Origin of the sequence: Pseudomonas sp. CCC4.1 (assembly GCF_035019225.1) — a bacterium.
GTDB lineage: Bacteria > Pseudomonadota > Gammaproteobacteria > Pseudomonadales > Pseudomonadaceae > Aquipseudomonas > Aquipseudomonas bubulae.
Genome location: NZ_JASJWL010000021.1, coordinates 1 through 17,246 on the forward strand (window position 1 = coordinate 1; position 17,246 = coordinate 17,246).

The 17,246-nt window shown below is 58.6% G+C and carries 16 protein-coding genes; 4 read left to right on the plus strand and 12 right to left on the minus strand.

Annotation, left to right across the window (positions count from 1 at the left end; genetic code table 11):
- Nucleotides 1-1,391 (minus strand): MFS transporter (locus QN377_RS10870; protein ID WP_323567624.1); only part of this gene is annotated, 1,391 nt, incomplete at its 3' end.
- A gap of 115 nt (nt 1,392-1,506) precedes the next feature.
- Nucleotides 1,507-2,658, minus strand: coding sequence for a TDT family transporter (locus QN377_RS10875; protein WP_169916890.1), 1,152 nt, complete (start codon nt 2,656-2,658; stop codon nt 1,507-1,509).
- A gap of 241 nt (nt 2,659-2,899) precedes the next feature.
- On the opposite strand from QN377_RS10875, the gene QN377_RS10880 reads away from it, so the two are divergent.
- On the plus strand, nt 2,900-6,370 hold the full coding sequence (locus QN377_RS10880) for a PAS domain-containing hybrid sensor histidine kinase/response regulator (RefSeq protein ID WP_095003100.1): 3,471 nt from the start codon (nt 2,900-2,902) through the stop codon (nt 6,368-6,370).
- A gap of 113 nt (nt 6,371-6,483) precedes the next feature.
- On the opposite strand, the gene rmuC is transcribed toward QN377_RS10880, so the two are convergent.
- Nucleotides 6,484-7,848, minus strand: coding sequence for a DNA recombination protein RmuC (gene rmuC, locus QN377_RS10885; protein ID WP_165446514.1), 1,365 nt, complete (start codon nt 7,846-7,848; stop codon nt 6,484-6,486).
- Between the two features lie 172 nt (nt 7,849-8,020).
- On the minus strand, nt 8,021-8,344 hold the full coding sequence (locus QN377_RS10890) for a hypothetical protein (protein ID WP_095003098.1): 324 nt from the start codon (nt 8,342-8,344) through the stop codon (nt 8,021-8,023).
- 972 nt (nt 8,345-9,316) lie between these two features.
- Between QN377_RS10890 and QN377_RS10895 the strand changes: the two genes are divergently transcribed.
- The 3 genes from QN377_RS10895 to QN377_RS10905 all read left to right on the plus strand — a co-directional run bounded on the left by QN377_RS10895 (nt 9,317) and on the right by QN377_RS10905 (nt 11,735).
- A complete protein-coding gene (locus QN377_RS10895; protein WP_019407963.1) occupies nt 9,317-9,541 on the plus strand; it encodes a hypothetical protein in 225 nt (74 codons plus the stop codon).
- Between the two features lie 266 nt (nt 9,542-9,807).
- Entirely contained in the window at nt 9,808-10,287 is a 480-nt protein-coding gene (locus QN377_RS10900; RefSeq protein ID WP_095003097.1) for a hypothetical protein, read from the plus strand.
- A 146-nt stretch (nt 10,288-10,433) separates the two neighbouring features.
- On the plus strand, nt 10,434-11,735 hold the full coding sequence (locus QN377_RS10905; protein WP_095003096.1) for an OmpP1/FadL family transporter: 1,302 nt from the start codon (nt 10,434-10,436) through the stop codon (nt 11,733-11,735).
- 86 nt (nt 11,736-11,821) lie between these two features.
- Here QN377_RS10905 and QN377_RS10910 read toward each other — a convergent pair whose 3' ends face one another.
- From QN377_RS10910 to cobU, 8 genes are all read right to left on the minus strand, one after another.
- Nucleotides 11,822-12,373: a glutathione peroxidase gene (locus QN377_RS10910; protein WP_165446506.1), complete on the minus strand. Its 552-nt coding sequence runs from the start codon at nt 12,371-12,373 to the stop codon at nt 11,822-11,824.
- A gap of 54 nt (nt 12,374-12,427) precedes the next feature.
- Nucleotides 12,428-12,550 (minus strand): hypothetical protein, encoded by a 123-nt coding sequence (locus QN377_RS10915; protein WP_254925250.1) that lies wholly within the window; start codon nt 12,548-12,550, stop codon nt 12,428-12,430.
- Nucleotides 12,547-13,755 (minus strand): MFS transporter, encoded by a 1,209-nt coding sequence (locus QN377_RS10920; RefSeq protein WP_095003094.1) that lies wholly within the window; start codon nt 13,753-13,755, stop codon nt 12,547-12,549. Before QN377_RS10920 ends, QN377_RS10915 begins: the two co-directional genes overlap by 4 nt.
- A 52-nt stretch (nt 13,756-13,807) precedes the next feature.
- Nucleotides 13,808-14,221: a MarR family winged helix-turn-helix transcriptional regulator gene (locus tag QN377_RS10925; protein ID WP_095003093.1), complete on the minus strand. Its 414-nt coding sequence runs from the start codon at nt 14,219-14,221 to the stop codon at nt 13,808-13,810.
- 88 nt (nt 14,222-14,309) lie between these two features.
- A complete protein-coding gene (locus QN377_RS10930; protein ID WP_095019431.1) occupies nt 14,310-15,041 on the minus strand; it encodes an adenosylcobinamide-GDP ribazoletransferase in 732 nt (243 codons plus the stop codon).
- Nucleotides 15,041-15,619, minus strand: coding sequence for an alpha-ribazole phosphatase family protein (gene cobC / locus QN377_RS10935; protein WP_095019430.1), 579 nt, complete (start codon nt 15,617-15,619; stop codon nt 15,041-15,043). Before cobC ends, QN377_RS10930 begins: the two co-directional genes overlap by 1 nt.
- Complete coding sequence (cobT, locus tag QN377_RS10940; RefSeq protein ID WP_322213344.1) at nt 15,616-16,671, minus strand: nicotinate-nucleotide--dimethylbenzimidazole phosphoribosyltransferase; 1,056 nt, start codon at nt 16,669-16,671, stop codon at nt 15,616-15,618. The genes cobC and cobT overlap by 4 nt, the downstream gene beginning before the upstream one ends.
- Complete coding sequence (gene cobU, locus QN377_RS10945; RefSeq protein WP_095003089.1) at nt 16,668-17,189, minus strand: bifunctional adenosylcobinamide kinase/adenosylcobinamide-phosphate guanylyltransferase; 522 nt, start codon at nt 17,187-17,189, stop codon at nt 16,668-16,670. Before cobU ends, cobT begins: the two co-directional genes overlap by 4 nt.
- Nucleotides 17,190-17,246: the final 57 nt, after the last annotated feature.

Consider the following 17,246-nt stretch of genomic DNA (forward strand, 5'->3'; position numbering starts at 1 on the left):
ACATGGTTACACACCAGCAACGCCGCACCCTCATCCGGGATCAGCTCCAGGTGCTTGTGCTGCACGCGGTACATGGAATGGCCCAGCAGCCAGATCAAGAAGCGCATGCTGAATTCAGGCACGATTTTGAAGATGTAGGCGTTGACCGCAATATTCATCAACGACACCACCAGAAACAACTCGGGGATCGTCAGCCCGGCCACGCTGAGCAACAGGATGGTGACCAGTGCCGACACCACCATAAACAGCGCATTGAGGATATTGTTGGCCGCGATCACCCGCGCCCGCTCGCTCTCCGAGGTGCGCGACTGGATCAGCGCATACAACGGCACTATATAGAAGCCGCCAAACACGCCGACCCCAAGAATATCCAGCAGCACCCACCAGGCCTGGCTGAAACCCAGCACGCCCAGCCAGTCGTTGGCCTGGATGTTTTGCGGCATCTGCCCCGAATGCCACCACAGCAACAGGCCAAATACGGTCAGGCCAAACGAACCAAAGGGCACCAGCCCAATTTCGACCTTGCGCCCCGACAGTTTCTCGCACAACAACGACCCCAGTGCGATACCCACTGAGAACACTGTAAGGATCAACGTCACAACGGTCTCGTCGCCAGACAGCCAGTCCTTGGCGTAGGCCGGGATCTGCGTCAGGTAGATCGCACCAACAAACCAGAACCACGAATTGCCCACCACGGAACGGGATACCGCAGGCGTCTGATTCAGACCCAGGCGCAGAGTGGCCCAGGATTCGCTGAAAATATTCCAGTTCAGCCGCAACTGCGGCGTATCTGCCGGCGCAGACGGAATGGCGCGACTGGCCAGGTACCCCAGCACTGCGACCGCGATAATCACCAGCGAAACGATAACCGTGTAATTGCCGGAGGACAGCATGATCCCGGCGCCAATGGTGCCCGCCAGAATCGCCAGAAAAGTGCCCATTTCCACCAGGCCATTACCACCCACCAGCTCTTCTGGCCGCAGGGTCTGCGGCAGTATCGAGTACTTGACCGGGCCGAACAGCGCCGAATGGGTGCCCATCGCGAACAATGCGACCAGCATCAATGCCAGGTGGTCGAATGCAAAGCCAATGGCTGCAACCACCATGATGGCGATTTCGCCCAGCTTAATCAGACGAATCAGACGGTCCTTGGCGTACTTTTCACCAAACTGACCGGCCAGGGCCGAGAACAGGAAAAAAGGCACGATAAACAGCAACGCGCACAGATTGACCCAGATACCCCGGTCACCTTCGATATTGAGCTTATAAAGGATGGCCAGAATCAGCGATTGCTTGAACAGGTTGTCATTGAGCGCGCCCAGGGCCTGGGTCACGAAAAAAGGCAGGAAGCGGCGCTTGCCTAGCAAGCTGAATTGCGAGGGGTGACTCATCATCCATGTACTCACGTTGCGCTGAAGGGCTTTTTCTTTGGAGGGCCGTTGTAACACTCAGGGCACAACCTTGCTCGGGTTCTGTGCAAAGGCGCACAGAACCCGAGGGTACGTTTTACTTCTTCAACCCGGCAATGCAGGGCGAGACAAACAACTCGCCGCGATAAGCCCCTTGCACGGTGCGCTTGCCGACCAACAGCCACATCAGCGCCAGTGCCAGCACCAGGATGCAACCGGCTACATCAAAGAAGCTCAGGTGCAGCATGCTGCCCAGGCGCAGGGTGGCCAGCGAGTACACCCCCAGCGGGAAGGTGAAGCCCCACCAGCCCAGGTTGAACGGGATGCCCGAGCGGAAGTAGCGAATAGTGATCAATGCCGCCATCACAATCCACCACAAGCCCACACCCCACAGAATCACCCCGCTGATCAGGCCCAGGCCTTCGACAATCTCACCGATTCGTGCCAGACCATTGGCCGCAAAAATTTCCGGGGCATCGGCACCCAGCAACAGCAGGCCCAGTGCACCCGTACCGATAGGGCCTAACGCCAGCCAGCTGGATGCAGCCATGCTCTCGTGGGGCAGTTTATGCAGCGCCATGCGCAGGATCAAAATGGTCAGGATGCTGAATGCCACCGGCACCGAAAACGCCCACAGTACATAGCTGGTAATCAGCACATGAAACTGCGTGACGGTATCGCTCAGATACGGTGCCAAGAGACCGCCACTGGCTGCCGCAACCTCAGCGGCCACCACCGGCAGCAGCCAGACAGCAGTCATTTGGTCGATGCTGTGATCCTGACGGGTAAACATCAGGTAGGGGATCAGCACGCCACAGCCCAGCGCCATGGCCACATCGATCCACCACAGCACTTCGGCCACCTGCACCATGCCTTCGCCCCAGCGCGGCACGCCGAACACCAGAAAGCCGTTGATGATGGTCGCCAGGCCCATGGGAATGGTGCCAAAAAACATCGACACCGTGGAGTGCCCGAAAATGCGCTGCGCCTCGTCGAAATACAACATCCAGCGCGCGCCATAAAGCACGCTGAATAGAATAAACAGACCGATATTGAACAACCACAACCCTTCGGCAAAGGCATGTACACCGGGAATATGCACCGGTAATTGAGCCAGTGCCAAGGCCAAAACCCCCGTACCCATGGTCGCGGCAAACCAGTTCGGGGTGAACTGGCGGATCACTTCGCGGGGGTGCTGCAAGTGGCTAAATGGCCGAAAAGCGGCTTTGGCTTTGTTTGGGCAAGTCATGGGTTCCTCCTGAGCCTCGTTTGAGGTGCAATTAGAGTAGAACCAAATCGAATATCTATATAACGGGTAATTTCTCTAACTGTTATCTACTACACCTATATAAGATCATATCGACCAACTTCAAACCCTGCGACACCAGGCCGCGCTCAGACCATGGTCGACACTGACGCGCTCCGAACATCATGCGAGACTAGCTGTCTCAAGCGGGATTGCTTGCGGCCTTATACCTTCAGGAGCGTCCATGTCGTTGTCCAGCGGGCTGATTGCCGCCGTTGCCCTGGCCTATATGGCCATTATGTTTGCCATTGCCTTTTATGGTGACCGGCGCAGCAAACCACTGCCGCCGCGGGTTCGCGCGTGGGTGTATAGCCTGTCGCTGGCGGTGTACTGCACCAGTTGGACGTTCTTCGGCGCCGTTGGTCAGGCCGCCGAACAACTCTGGGCATTCCTGCCGATTTACCTGGGGCCGGTACTGCTGCTGGTATGCGCGCCCTGGGTGCTGCAAAAGATGGTGATGATCAGCAAACAGGAGAACATCACCTCGATTGCCGACTTTATTGCCGCCCGCTACGGCAAGTCCCAGTCATTGGCCATTGTGGTGGCATTGATCTGCTTGGTGGGCGTACTGCCCTATATCGCCCTGCAGCTCAAAGGCATTGTGCTGGGGGTCAACCTGCTGATCGGCGCCGGCGCCGATGCAACCGGCTCGAGGGTCGAGGACACGGCGCTGATCGTGACCCTGGTGCTGGCGCTGTTCACCATCCTCTTCGGCACCCGCAACCTCGATGCCACCGAGCACCACCGCGGCATGGTGCTGGCGATTGCCTTTGAGTCGCTGGTCAAGCTGTTCGCCTTTCTCGCCGTCGGCGCTTTCGTAACCTATGGGCTGTATGACGGCTTCGACGATCTGTTCAATCAAGCCATGCTCGCACCGCGGCTTGAGGAGTACTGGAAAGAAACCGTCAATTGGCCCTCGATGATCGTCCAGACTGGCGTGGCCATGATGGCGATTATCTGCCTGCCCCGTCAGTTCCACGTTACCGTGGTGGAAAACATCGAACCCCAGGACTTGCAACTGGCCAAATGGGTGTTCCCGGCCTATCTGATTCTGGCCGGGCTGTTTGTAGTGCCCATCGCCCTGGCCGGGCAAATGTTGCTGCCAAGCTCGGTATTACCGGATTCATTCGTGATCAGCCTGCCCCTGGCCCAGGCCCACCCGGCGCTGGCCTTGCTGGCTTTTATCGGCGGTGCATCGGCGGCCACCGGCATGGTCATCGTGGCCAGCGTGGCGCTGTCGACCATGGTTTCCAACGACATGCTGCTGCCATGGCTGTTGCGCCACAAAAACGCCGAGCGCCCGTTCGAGGTGTTCCGCCACTGGATGCTTTCGGTGCGGCGCGTGTCGATTGTGGTGATTCTGCTGCTGGCCTATGTCAGCTACCGCCTGCTGGGCTCGACCGCCAGCCTGGCCACCATTGGCCAGATTGCCTTCGCTGCCGTCACCCAACTGGCGCCGGCCATGCTCGGCGCCCTGTACTGGAAGCAGGCCAACCGCCGGGGGGTTTTCGCCGGACTGGCGACGGGCACCTTTATCTGGTTTTACACCCTGGTACTGCCGATCATCGCCCACAGCTTTGGCTGGCACCTGAGCCACTTCCCTGGGCTGGCGTGGCTGCACAGTAACCCGCTGGGCCTTTCGATCACCCCGCTGACACAGGGTGTAGTGCTGTCACTGGCAGGCAACTTCACCCTGTTTGCCTGGGTTTCGGTGCTGTCGCGAACCCGCGTGTCAGAACACTGGCAGGCCGGACGTTTTATCGGCCAGGAGCTGAGCAGCCACCCCAGCGGTCGTTCGATGCTGTCGGTACAGATCAATGACCTGCTGGCCCTCGCCGCACGCTTTGTCGGCGAAGAACGCGCGCACCAGAGCTTTATTCGCTTCGCCTACCGTCAGGGCAAGGGCTTTAACCCTAACCAGAACGCCAATGGCGAATGGATCGCCCACACCGAACGGCTACTGGCCGGTGTGCTCGGCGCGTCCTCTACCCGTGCGGTAGTAAAAGCGGCGATTGAAGGCCGGGAAATGCAGCTGGAAGACGTGGTGCGGATTGCCGACGAAGCGTCCGAAGTACTGCAGTTCAACCGCGCCTTGCTCCAGGGCGCCATTGAAAACATCACCCAGGGCATCAGCGTGGTCGACCAGTCACTTAAGCTGGTGGCCTGGAACCGACGTTATCTGGAATTGTTCGACTACCCGGAGGGGTTGATCAGCGTGGGGCGCCCGATTGCTGACATTATCCGCCACAACGCTGAACGCGGCCTGTGCGGCCCCGGCGAAGCCGAAGTGCATGTGGCCCGGCGCCTGCACTGGATGCGCCAGGGTCGGGCGCATACCTCCGAGCGCCTGTTCCCCAATGGCCGCGTCATCGAGCTGATCGGCAATCCGATGCCCGGCGGCGGTTTCGTCATGAGCTTCACCGACATCACCGCGTTCCGCGAAGCTGAACAGGCCCTGACCGAAGCCAATGAAGGCCTGGAGCAACGTGTTGCCGAGCGCACCTTTGAACTGTCGCAGTTGAATCAGGCGTTAACCGAAGCCAAAGGCGTGGCTGAAACAGCCAGCCAGTCGAAAACCCGTTTTCTGGCAGCAGTCAGCCATGACCTGATGCAGCCCATGAACGCGGCACGCCTGTTCTCGTCTGCTCTTTCTCATCAAGAGGAAGGCTTGAGCGCCGAAGCCCGCAAGCTGGTGCAGCATCTGGACAGCTCACTGCGTTCGGCTGAAGACCTGATCAGCGACCTGCTGGATATTTCCCGCCTGGAAAACGGCAAGATCACGCCCGACATCAAGCCTTTTGCCATAAATGACCTGTTCGAAACCCTGGGCAATGAGTTCACTGCACAGGCCCAGGAACAGGGCCTGAGCTTCCGGGTTCACGGTAGCCGCGTGCGGGTCAACAGTGATATCAAACTGCTGCGCCGGATCCTGCAAAATTTCCTCACCAATGCCTTCCGCTACGCCAAGGGCCCGGTATTGCTGGGCGTGCGCCGACGCGGCAGTGAGCTATGCCTTGAGGTGTGGGACCGTGGCCCGGGCATCCCGGAAGACAAACTGCAGGTCATTTTTGAAGAATTCAAACGCCTCGACAGCCACCAGACCCGCGCCGAAAAAGGCCTGGGCCTGGGCCTGGCCATCGCCGACGGCTTGTGCCACGTACTTGGGCACAGCCTGCAAGTGCGCTCATGGCCCGGCTTTGGCAGCGTATTCAGCGTGCGCGTGCCGATGGCAAAGAGCCAGGCTGCACCGCAGCCGGTGGTCGCGGAGCAGAATGGCCAACCGCTAACAGGCGCCCGAGTGCTGTGTATCGACAATGAAGACAGCATCCTGATCGGCATGCAAAGCCTGCTGACACGCTGGGGCTGCCAGGTCTGGACAGCGCGCAACCGCGAAGAATGCGCGGCGTTGCTTAATGAAGGCGTGCGGCCGCAGTTGGTACTGGTTGATTACCATCTGGATGATGGCGAGGTCGGGACAGAGCTGATGCGCTGGCTAAGAGCCCAGTTGGGCGAGCCTGTACCGGGCGTGGTCATCAGCGCCGATGGCCGCCCCGAGATGATCGCCGAGGTGCATGCGGCCGGTCTTGAGTATCTGCCCAAGCCGGTCAAGCCCGCCGTGCTGCGGGCGCTGCTGAGCAGGCATGTGCCGCTCTAGCTGAGCGCCCTTGTGGGAGCGGGCTTGCTCGCGATAGTGCCAACTCGGTTTACTTGCAGAGCCTGGTTGATGCCATCGCAGCAAGCCCGCCCCCACAAAGCCATGCACACCGCTTATTCCGCCGGGTGGGCGACACCCTCTTCGTCGGTCATGGCCCGCTCCAGCAGGTCGGCTGGCAGGCTCTTGCTGGCCCGGGCCCCCAGCAGCTTGAGCTGTTCGCTGCGGCTGACCAGATTGCCGCGGCCTTCCGTCAGCTTATTGCGAGCTGAGCTGTAGGCCTTGTCCAGCTGCTGCAGGCGATTGCCCACTTCATCCAGATCCTGAATAAACAAAACAAACTTGTCGTACAGCCAACCGGCACGCTCGGCAATTTCGCGGGCGTTCTGGCCTTGGCGCTCTTGTTTCCAGAGGCTGTCGATTACCCGCAAGGTGGCCAGCAGCGTGGTTGGGCTGACGATCACGATATGACGGTCAAATGCTTCCTGAAACAAGTTGGGCTCGGCCTGCAACGCCGCCGAAAAAGCCGCTTCGATGGGCACGAACAACAACACGAAATCCAGGCTGTGCAACCCCTCCAGACGCTTGTAGTCCTTGCTGGCCAACCCTTTCACATGATTGCGCAGCGATAGCACATGCTGCTTGAGCGCCGCCTGCCCGATCACGTCGTCGTCAGCCCCCACATATTGCTGATAAGCCGTCAGGCTGACCTTGGAGTCGACCACCACCTGCTTGTCACCGGGCAACATGATCAATACGTCTGGCTGGAAACGCTCTCCGTCCGGCCCCTTGAGGCTGACCTGAGTCTGGTACTCGCGGCCCTTCTCAAGCCCCGCGTGCTCCAGCACCCGCTCCAGAATCAACTCACCCCAGTTACCCTGGGTCTTCTGGCCTTTGAGGGCGCGAGTCAGGTTGGTCGCCTCATCGCTCAGGCGCAAATTCAACTGTTGCAGGCGCTCCAGTTCTTTGCCGAGGGAAAAGCGCTCCCGCGATTCCTGCTGATAGCTTTCTTCGACGCGCTTTTCAAACGACTGAATGCGTTCTTTAAGCGGATCGAGCAACTGCCCGAGGCGCTCATTGCTGGTTTCGGCGAAACGCTGCTCGCGCTCATCAAAGATCTTGCCCGCCAGCTCGGCAAACTGGGCCCGCAGCTCGTCCCGGGAACCCTGCAGGTCGTTCAGTCGTTGCTGATGGCTGTCTTGCTGTTCACGCAACTCTGCAGCCAGCCCAGACGCATGGGCATCCAGGCGCCGCAGTTCGACTTCTTTCTGGTTGCGCTCCAGGTTCCAGGCATGGGCGGCGTCGCGCCCATTGTCGCGCTCCACCTGCAAGAGCTCTACTTCGCGGCTCAATGCTGCCAGCTCGGCCTGCTTGGCGGCATTGGCCTGACCCAGGTCACTGACCTCGTCGCGACAGGCATCCAGCTGGGCGCCCAGACCTTCCTGGGCCAACTGCGCCGTATTCAAACGCTCGTTGAGCAACGCCAGCTCAGCGGGATGGCTGCCGAGTTTGCGTTGCAACTGCCAGATTAACGCCAGCAACGGCACGCCCGCTGCTGCCAGGCCAAGCAACAGGCTGCTTAGATCCAGGGCCATAAACCCTCCGCACGAGGTAAAAGAACAAGGTTAACCAACAGGCCGCGCCGAAGACAGCTCAGTCTTGGGTCTTGTTCAATTCCTGCTGGGCCAGACGATCACCGGCGCGAGCGGCCTGACGCAACAGTTCGTGGCCAATGCGCTGATCGCGGGCGCTGCCGCATTCACGGCACATCAACTGGCCCAAACGGCTTTGCGCCAGCACCACGCCCTGGCGGGCAGGTTGCTTGAGCAAATGACCGGCCACGTGTTTGACGCTGGGGCTGGCGCTCAGGCGCGGGTTATCCAGCAGCCAGATCGCGACCCGCAAAGAAAAGCGTTTGGGTGCTTCAGTGGATGTATTGGGACGAGCAACAGAGGAAGTAGCGGTGCGGAACTTCATACGACACTGTAGGGCAGAACAGAAGGCGCGCCACTCTACTCCTTTTTTCGTCCGGGTAAAGCCCAAAAAAGTCGATACCCTTGATCTAGAGCAAGCGCTTTGGACAATCCACAGATCCTGTGGATAAGTCAGTGGACAACCTTGCTTTAACCCCCGCAAACGCCCACCCCGCGCGGCCTCAGGTCAAACTGTCGATTTTTTCACCAATTAAAAAAAACGATGTTTTTCATTGACTTAAATTTACAAGGCAGGCTAGCAAGAGCAAAACACGGGTATCTGCGCTGATTTTGCCACCAGCACTGTTAATGTGCACAAGCTCACATTCAGAGCAAAAAACCGGGCCTTTACCGGGCACGGCTTGCACGCTGACGCACCGCTGCGGCGCTTCATTCAAGGGGCTTGTTGCCGACAGAACACACACACGGCGCTACTGGCGAAACCGCTGAAATGTACTAGTCAGCGCCACACGCCAACCTGAGGTTGCGGCATGGCCACATAAAGTATTTTTGCTAGCATACTTGCGTTTAAAAATTCAACCCGTTAGTATCCGCAGCGTTAGTACCAAGCTGAAAGTCAATTCGGGCCGAACAAATCCCTCCAGCACCTCGCAAAAAGCGAACGTAAGCTGAACAAACGGGATCGACCCCCTCGATGGTTTCCAGGTAAATCTTGCGACGATACGGCCTCTGCACAAACGCACAGGGTATCGCGAAGTTCTTTTACTCTGACCGAACCAACCTGCAAATTGATCAGGATCTTCACCCGGAGCACGGAACCTTAGCTCCTGTTGTGACTGCCTGCCCTCCTAAGTACCTACCTGCCAGCCCAAGCGCCACATACTTAATGCGCTCCAACTGGCGGCTTTGTTCCAGTCAGGTTCTTCGTCCAGCCAAAGAATGGCTCGACGTCACTGGAACGTTTTAACGCAGCACGGATCAGATTCCGTGTCATTTGTAGGAACACCTAATAACTATGTCTACTCAAATCCATACTCAGGATGCCATTCGCACCCTAACCAACGCCTTTGCCCCAATGAACTGCCTGATTATGGCCGCTCGCAAAGGATGCTTCAGTTTCACCCTGGTCAACGAACACGGTATTGCCCGTCACAGCGAACGCCTGTACCCCGACCAGTATTCCAGCGCAGAACCTCTGCAAGCTGTGATCGAGCGTACCCGTCAGGCCCTGATTGCCTGACAGCTTGAGCGCTACACATCAAGCCCTGCCTGATTAGCAGGGCTTTTTATTGCCTGCACTTTAAGAAATATCCGGCATTGTTTAATTACTTGCGGATATATAGCCCGCTGACCGAAGCTTAAAATGTTTTAAAAACATAACTTTACAGCGAGAATCTGACACTACACTTCAACTCAAGCGGCATGATCCGCTTCCAGCGACCCCTTCCGATCCACTGCTGCCAAGCGCATGGGCCTCGCTGGTCATTTTCAGGCCTCGAGGACTTTATGGGTATCGCTGCCAGAGAGTTGAGCCATTACGTGATCCGGCCAACGCTTCTGTATCTGGGGCAAGACAACCCGGATGCAGAAGCTTTGTTGCTAGGTATTGCGGCCAGCCAGTCGCACCTGGGCTCGGCCCTGCACGATCGCCACGGTCACGGCCTTTATTGCATACGTGAGATACGCCATGCGGACCTGTGGGACCAATACCTGGCCCACGACCCGGATCTGGCGAGCCTGGTTCGCGGGCTGGCCAGTCAGCATGCGTTTTTGTGCAGCCCTCATATCGAGCTCACGGTTAATTTGCGCTACGCCACCGCCATTGCCTGGCTGTTGATAGAGCAACACAAAGTCGTTGTCCCCGCGGCTGACGATTTATTGGGCATGGCAAGGATCTGGCGCCAAGCCTTTGAACCACATGGACGTTTGCGCGATTTTGCCCACGCCTGGCACAGCTGCGTCTCACCTCTCAACCAGATTGCTTGAGATTCCCACCTACTATAACAACGTGTAAATGATTTAAAACCGGTCGGATTGTCCTACAAAACATCGCTATCTTCTTCGATTTAGCCTATAGCGCAACCACAAAAATGTTGGTAGTTTTCGTCCGGTGATCATAAGGAGTTCTAATAATGAAAAAAGTAATGCTCAAGACCACACTTGGCCTCGCCGTCACTTTGGCTTCCAGCCAGATTTTCGCTAGCGGCTTCGCACTCAACGAACAAAGCGTCAGCGGTATGGGGACCGGCTTCGCAGGTCGTTCATCTTCTGCCGACGATGCAAGTACCGTTTTCGGTAACCCTGCCGGTATGTCCCGCCTCAGCGGCCAGCAAGTAACAGGCGGTATCGCTGTTATTGATGCTTCGACCGATATCAAGGATGCCCGTGGCAGCATCTCGGGTACCAATAAAGGCGACATGGTTCCATTTACTGCCGTCCCTATGGGCTTTTACACCAACAAGCTCAATGACGAGTGGGCCGTAGGCTTCGGTGTTTATGCTCCGTTCGGCCTTGTGACCGACTACGAAAGCAGCTTCCAGGGCCGCGGCTTCGGCAGCAAAAGCGAAGTAAAAGTTGTAACCCTGCAACCTACCGTCAGCTATGCATTCAACGACAAGGTATCGATCGGCTTTGGCCCGACCATTAACCGCATCGCCGGTACACTCGAGTCCGAAGTCAGACTGACCCCGAACCCACTGGCCGGGGCAGGCGACAGCAATGTAAAAATCAAGGGCGACGATACCGCTCTGGGCTTTAACGTTGGTGTATTGGTACAGGCTACCGATACCACTCGCGTTGGTTTGACTTACCACTCCAAGGTTAAATACAAGCTCGAAGGCCACACTAACGTCACGGCCAGCAGCGACCCGTTCACGGCTGCCCGCCTGAAAAGCAACCGTTATGACGCCTCGCTGAAAATCGACACCCCTGAATCCTGGGACCTGTCGGTTACACAAGAAATCAATGACGCGTGGAAGGTTTATGCAGGTACTACCTGGACTCGCTGGAGCCGCCTGAAAGACATCACCGTAGAGAACGAAGGCGTAACTGCCGCTGCCGGCGGCGCCGCATCGCCCGCACTGTTCAGCACCATCAAGGAAGAGCAGAACTGGCACGATACCTGGGCATACGCCATCGGTACTTCGTACCAGTTGAACAAGCAGTGGGTACTGCGTACCGGTCTGACCTGGGACCAGTCGCCTACCAACAATGAAAATCGCTCGCCACGTATCCCTACCGGCGACCGTACAATTTTCAGCTTGGGTGCCGGTTATGCCGTCAATGACAACCTGAACATTGACGTGGCTTATTCCTACCTCAAGGAAGAGTCCGTCAAGGTTGATGACGCCAAACCTCAGATCGGTAGTTACTACAGCTCCAAATATGAAAACAGCGCTAACGGTTTTGCTGTAGGTGCAACCTACAAGTTCTGATTCTCCGCGAGGCTAATCCCCTCGCCAGCTGAATCAAAAAAATCCCCGCTCTCGTTACCGAGGCGGGGATTTTTAATGGCTTCGATTCAAGGCCTTGAAGCAATGGCCTTGTCGATGGCCTCGATCAATTCAGGACTGTCGGGCTTGGTTAAACTGGAGAAGCTGGCAATCACATTGCCCTGGCGATCCACCACATACTTGTAGAAGTTCCACTTCGGCGCGTTACTCTGCTCGGCCAGTACCTTGAACAGGTGCGCGGCATCAGGCCCGCGCACATGCTGAGGATCGATCATGGTAAAGGTCACGCCGTAATTGACGTAGCAGACCTTGGCCGTCTCCTCACCATCCTTGGCCTCTTGCTTGAAGTCGTCTGAAGGCACGCCGATCAGCTCCAGCCCCTGGCCCTTGTAGCGCTGGTTCAACGCCTCAAGCCCCTTGAACTGCGGAGCAAATCCGCAAAAACTCGCGGTATTGACGATCAACAGCGGTTTACCGGCAAAGCGCTGGCACAGATCAATCGATTCCTTGGCCCGCAACTTGGGCAACGAGCCCTCCAGTAAAGGCGGGCAATCCGCCGCCCAGACCGAACCGGCGCAGGCCAACAGCAATACAGGCATCGCAATCCAGCGCTTAAGCATCATCGGTGTCCTTGAGAAAGAGGCAAGCTCAGAACTTACTCATCCGCCGCTACACTAGCAAGCACCCATACCCAACTGCATCAAGGCCAGCCCACCCTGATGCCAGCCCCACCAGACAAGAGCCAGCAACAAGGCACCGGCACTGACTGCACCCAACCAGATCCAGCTTGCACTCATCCTAAACTCCCTTGCGCCTGCAAACGGGCCACCGGGCGCTCGCGCACGGGCCAGTTCAAGGCAGCCGCCAACAGGCTCAACAAAATCGAGACTTGCCAGATCAGATCATAGCTGCCGGTCTGATCATAGACCACGCCACCCAGCCAGCCGCCCAGAAAAGCCCCCAGCTGATGGAAGAGAAATACGATCCCGCCCAGCATCGACAGGTTACGCACGCCAAACAGGGTCGCCACCGTGCCATTGGTCAGCGGTACCGTCGACAACCACAAAAAGCCCATGGCCATGCCAAACAGGTAAGCGCTGAGTTGTGTGATCGGCGCCCACAAAAACAATACGATCACTACCGCCCGCGCCAGGTACAAGGCCGTCAGCAAGCGCGGCTTGGACATGCGCCCGCCGAGCCAGCCAGCCGTGTAAGTACCGAAGATATTAAACAGACCGATCAGCGCCAGCACCGTGGTGCCAACTGTCGCCGGCAAATGCTGATCCACCAGATAGGCTGGCAGGTGGACACCGATAAACACCACCTGAAAGCCGCAAACAAAAAAACCCAACGCCAGCAGCCAGAAGCCCGAATGCGAGCAGGCCTCACGCAGGGCCTCCCTGAGGGTTTGCTCGCCGCCCAGGCTTGGCAGCGGACGATCCTTGAGCATGCCCACTAATGGCACAATCATCGCCACCAGCACGCCCAACACCAAAAGCGCCGTCGACCAGCCGAGCCAGCCAATCAGGCCCAGGGTGCCGGGCAACATGGCAAATTGACCGAAAGACCCTGCGGCACTGGCGATGCCCATGCCCATGCTGCGTTTTTCTGCAGGCAGGGCACGGCCAACCACCCCCAGAATTACCGAGAACGATGTGCCCGACAGGCCGATACCAATCAGCAACCCCGCACTCAACGACAGCGACAGCGGCGAGTCTGCCAACCCCATCAGCAACAGCCCTACGGCATACAGCACGCCGCCAACGATCACCACTTTCGCCGCGCCAAAGCGATCAGCCAACGCCCCGGTAAAGGGCTGTGCCAAGCCCCAGATCAGATTTTGCAGGGCGATGGCAAATGCAAACACCTCGCGCCCCCAGCCAAACTGCGCGCTCATGGGCGGCAGAAACAACCCGAAGCCATGCCTGACACCCAACGACAATGCCAGAATGAGCGCACTGCCAAGAAGAACCCAAGCGCTGTTGCGCCACACCGTTGTCATTATTATTCTCCGGAAGCGGGTATATACCCATTTAAAGTCCAACGACTGAGTTTCAGTCTTTACCCGCCAGCTCATCCAACAGTTGCAACAGCTGCGCACGCCTGGTTTCGCCCAAACGGTCCATCAAGCGCTGCTGGGCGGCCTCCCAGGCCGGCAAGGCAGCCGCAAGGCAGTCCTCACCTGCCCGAGTCAGGCACACCAGCCGGTTACGCTGGTCTGCGCCCTCAGTCATCTTCAGCAACCCGGCGCCCTCAAGCACCCGCACATTACGCCCCAAGGTACTGCGATCCAGCCCCATGGCTTCTGCCAGGGTGGAAATGCTCGGTTGATCGAGCCGCTTGAGATTGCACAGCAAGGAATACTGGGCGACGTTGATCCCGAAGCCATCGAGAGCGCCGTCGTAATGCCTGCTCACGCCACGTGCAGCACGTCGCAGATTGGTACATAAACACTGGGTTGGTAACATTTTGTATGTATATACCCGCAATAAAAGACAATCAAGATTTATGTAACGCCACCCGCCCGGTTTTTTGTGGGAGCGGGCACGTGCACCGTCAGATCAGCGCCAATCCTACCAGCACCAGCACTTCGAGCAATTCCAGCAGCGCCCCGGCAGTGTCACCAGTAGTGCCGCCCAAACGACGGATCATCACCCTGCGCAACCAAACGAACCCCAGTGCTGCCAGGCTAAGCGCCCACCACCCCGAATAACCGGCCAACAGTACACAAACCAGGGCACTAAGCCCCAGCACCCACCAGCCTGCCCTGCGTGGCAGATGATCAGCCAGCGCCTGCCCCAAGCCACCCGCGCGCACATAGGGCGTAGTCAGGAATACTGCCAGCAAAGCACTGCGCCCGATCAAAGGGACAATCAGCAAGGCAGTACCGTTGCCCTGCTCCAGCAACGCCAGCAGCGCACAAAACTTGAGCAACAGCACCAGCACCAGCACAACCACCGCAATCGGCCCGCTGCGCGGGTCTTTCATGATGGTCAGCGTACGCTCACGATCACCAAAACCGCCTAACCAGGCATCTGCACTGTCAGCCAGGCCGTCCAGGTGCAAACCGCCACTGAGCAACACCCAAAGGGTCAGCAACAAGGCGGCGTGCAACATCAACGGCGCATCGGACAGCAGCCCGCTAACGCCGTACAGCAGCAGGCCGAACAACAATCCCACCAGCGGGTAAAACAACAAAGAGCGCCCCAGTTCTTGAGGCTGGGGCATCCCGGGCAAGCGAATCGGCAAGCTGCTTAAAAACTGCAGGGCAATCCAGAACGGCAACATCACTCGCCAACCTCGAGCAACTGATCATCCGCACCGACCCGCAAACCAATGAGCGCGCCGTGGCCCACAGGCACTTGCAACAGATGCTCACGGGGCAAGCCACGAGCCCGGGCCAGCAACAGTTTCATTACCCCACCATGGCAAACCACCAGCAAACGCTCACCGGCGAACTGTTGCTGCAAACGGCTGACGGCAGCCAACACCCGCGCCGAAAACGCCAGCACTGGCTCACCCTCGGGCGGAGTAAAAGCATAGGGGTCAGCCCAGAACAAGCCCAGGGCCTGCTCGTCGGTTTCCATCAGCGCCGCAGCACTGCGCCCTTCCCACGCACCAAAATGCAGCTCTTGCAGATCTTTGTCGAAAGACACGGGAATATCGAGCTGCACGCTCAACTCCCGGGCAAACAATGCACAACGCTGCAACGGCGAGCTGACGATACGATCCCACGGCCCTTTGCCCTGGACCGCATCACGCATTTGCGTCCAGCCCAGAGCCGTCAAGGCGTCGTCCAGGCTGCCGCGCAAACCGCCTCCCAGCTCGGTTTCGCCATGACGCAGCAAATCCAGCTGTACGGTCATGCCGGGCGATCTGCCACTGCGGCTTGGGCAAACGTCGCCATATGCCCGTGCAGGTCGCAGGCCAGGCGCATCAATGGCACCGCCAACGCAGCACCGCTGCCCTCGCCCAGGCGCAATCCCAGATCAAGCAGTGGCTCGGCCTGCAGGCTCTCGAGCACATGACGATGGCCCTGCTCTGCCCCGCGATGGCTGAACACCAGCCACTCACGACACTGTGGATTCAGGCGCACGGCGACCATGGCCGCAACGGTGCAGATAAAGCCATCGACCACCGCTACAATCCCCTCCTGAGCGCAGGCCACATAAGCACCGACCAGGGCTGCAATTTCAAAGCCACCCAGACGAAACAGGGTCTGCAGCGGATCACCGAGATGCCCCTCGTGAAACGCCAGCGCCCGCTCAATCACCCGTGCCTTGTGGCTCACTCCCGCCGCATCCAGGCCAGTACCCGGCCCGGTCAACAGCGAAGCCGGACAAGCGAGCAACGCACTGGCCACCGCACTCGCGGACGCCGTGTTACCGATGCCCATTTCACCGCCAATAAACACTTCACTGCCTGCCACCTGCGCCCGCAGCACGCTGTCGCGCCCGGCCTGCAGGGCTCTCAAACCTTGGCTGTCAGACATCGCCGGGGCCTGGACGAAATTGGCCGTACCCGCACCCAACTGCAGGTGCCGCACCCCGGCCAGCTCCAGCATCGGCGTGACCGTACCCAGGTCCACGACATCCAGTTGCGCACCCAACTGACGGGCCAACACGCTGATCGCCGCGCCGCCGCTGACAAAGTTATGCAGCATTTGCCCGGTCACCGCCTGCGGATAAGCCGAGACACCCTCGGCAACCACGCCGTGATCGCCGGCGAAAATGCCGATCCAAAGTTGATCGACACGGGGCTTGAGCCGCCCTTGCAACCCGGCCAGTTGCACTGCCAGCGCCTCAAGTTGACCTAGCGAGCCCGCGGGTTTGGTCAGTTGTTGCTGATGCTCGCCCGCAGCAGCTTGCATGTCACGATCAACGGGGTTGCAGGGCTTCAGCCACCAGGGGGTGCTCATAGTGCAGTTCCTTTCAACGTCAGGGGCAGGCCAGCCACTGTCAACACGACTCGCTGACAGCGCTCGGCCAGGGCTTGATGCAACCAACCGGCTTCATCGACATAGCGGCGAGTCAATTCGCCCAGCGGTACGACACCCATTCCGGTTTCGTTGCTGACAAACAGGATTTCGCCCGGCAGCTCAGCCAGGCATTCCAGCAGCGCATCACGCTCGGCGTTCAGGCGCTGAAGGTCTTCAAGCATCAGCAGGTTGGTCAGCCATAGCGTCAGGCAATCAACCAGCAGGCAAGCATCGGCGCGCGCGTTGTCGCGCAGTACGCGGGCCAATTCGACCGGTTCTTCAATCAGCGCCCAATGTTCAGGGCGGCGTTCGCGATGATGACGCACGCGCTCATTCATCTCGCCGTCCAGCGGCTGGCTGGTGGCGATATAGGTAACAGCACAGCCAGACTCGGCCGCGAGCTTTTCAGCCAGACGGCTCTTGCCCGAACGGGCGCCACCCAAAATCAGTTGCAGCATGTCAAATAACCTCTGGAAATGCGGCAAGTCCACTGTGGCAGAGAGCCTGCTCGCGAA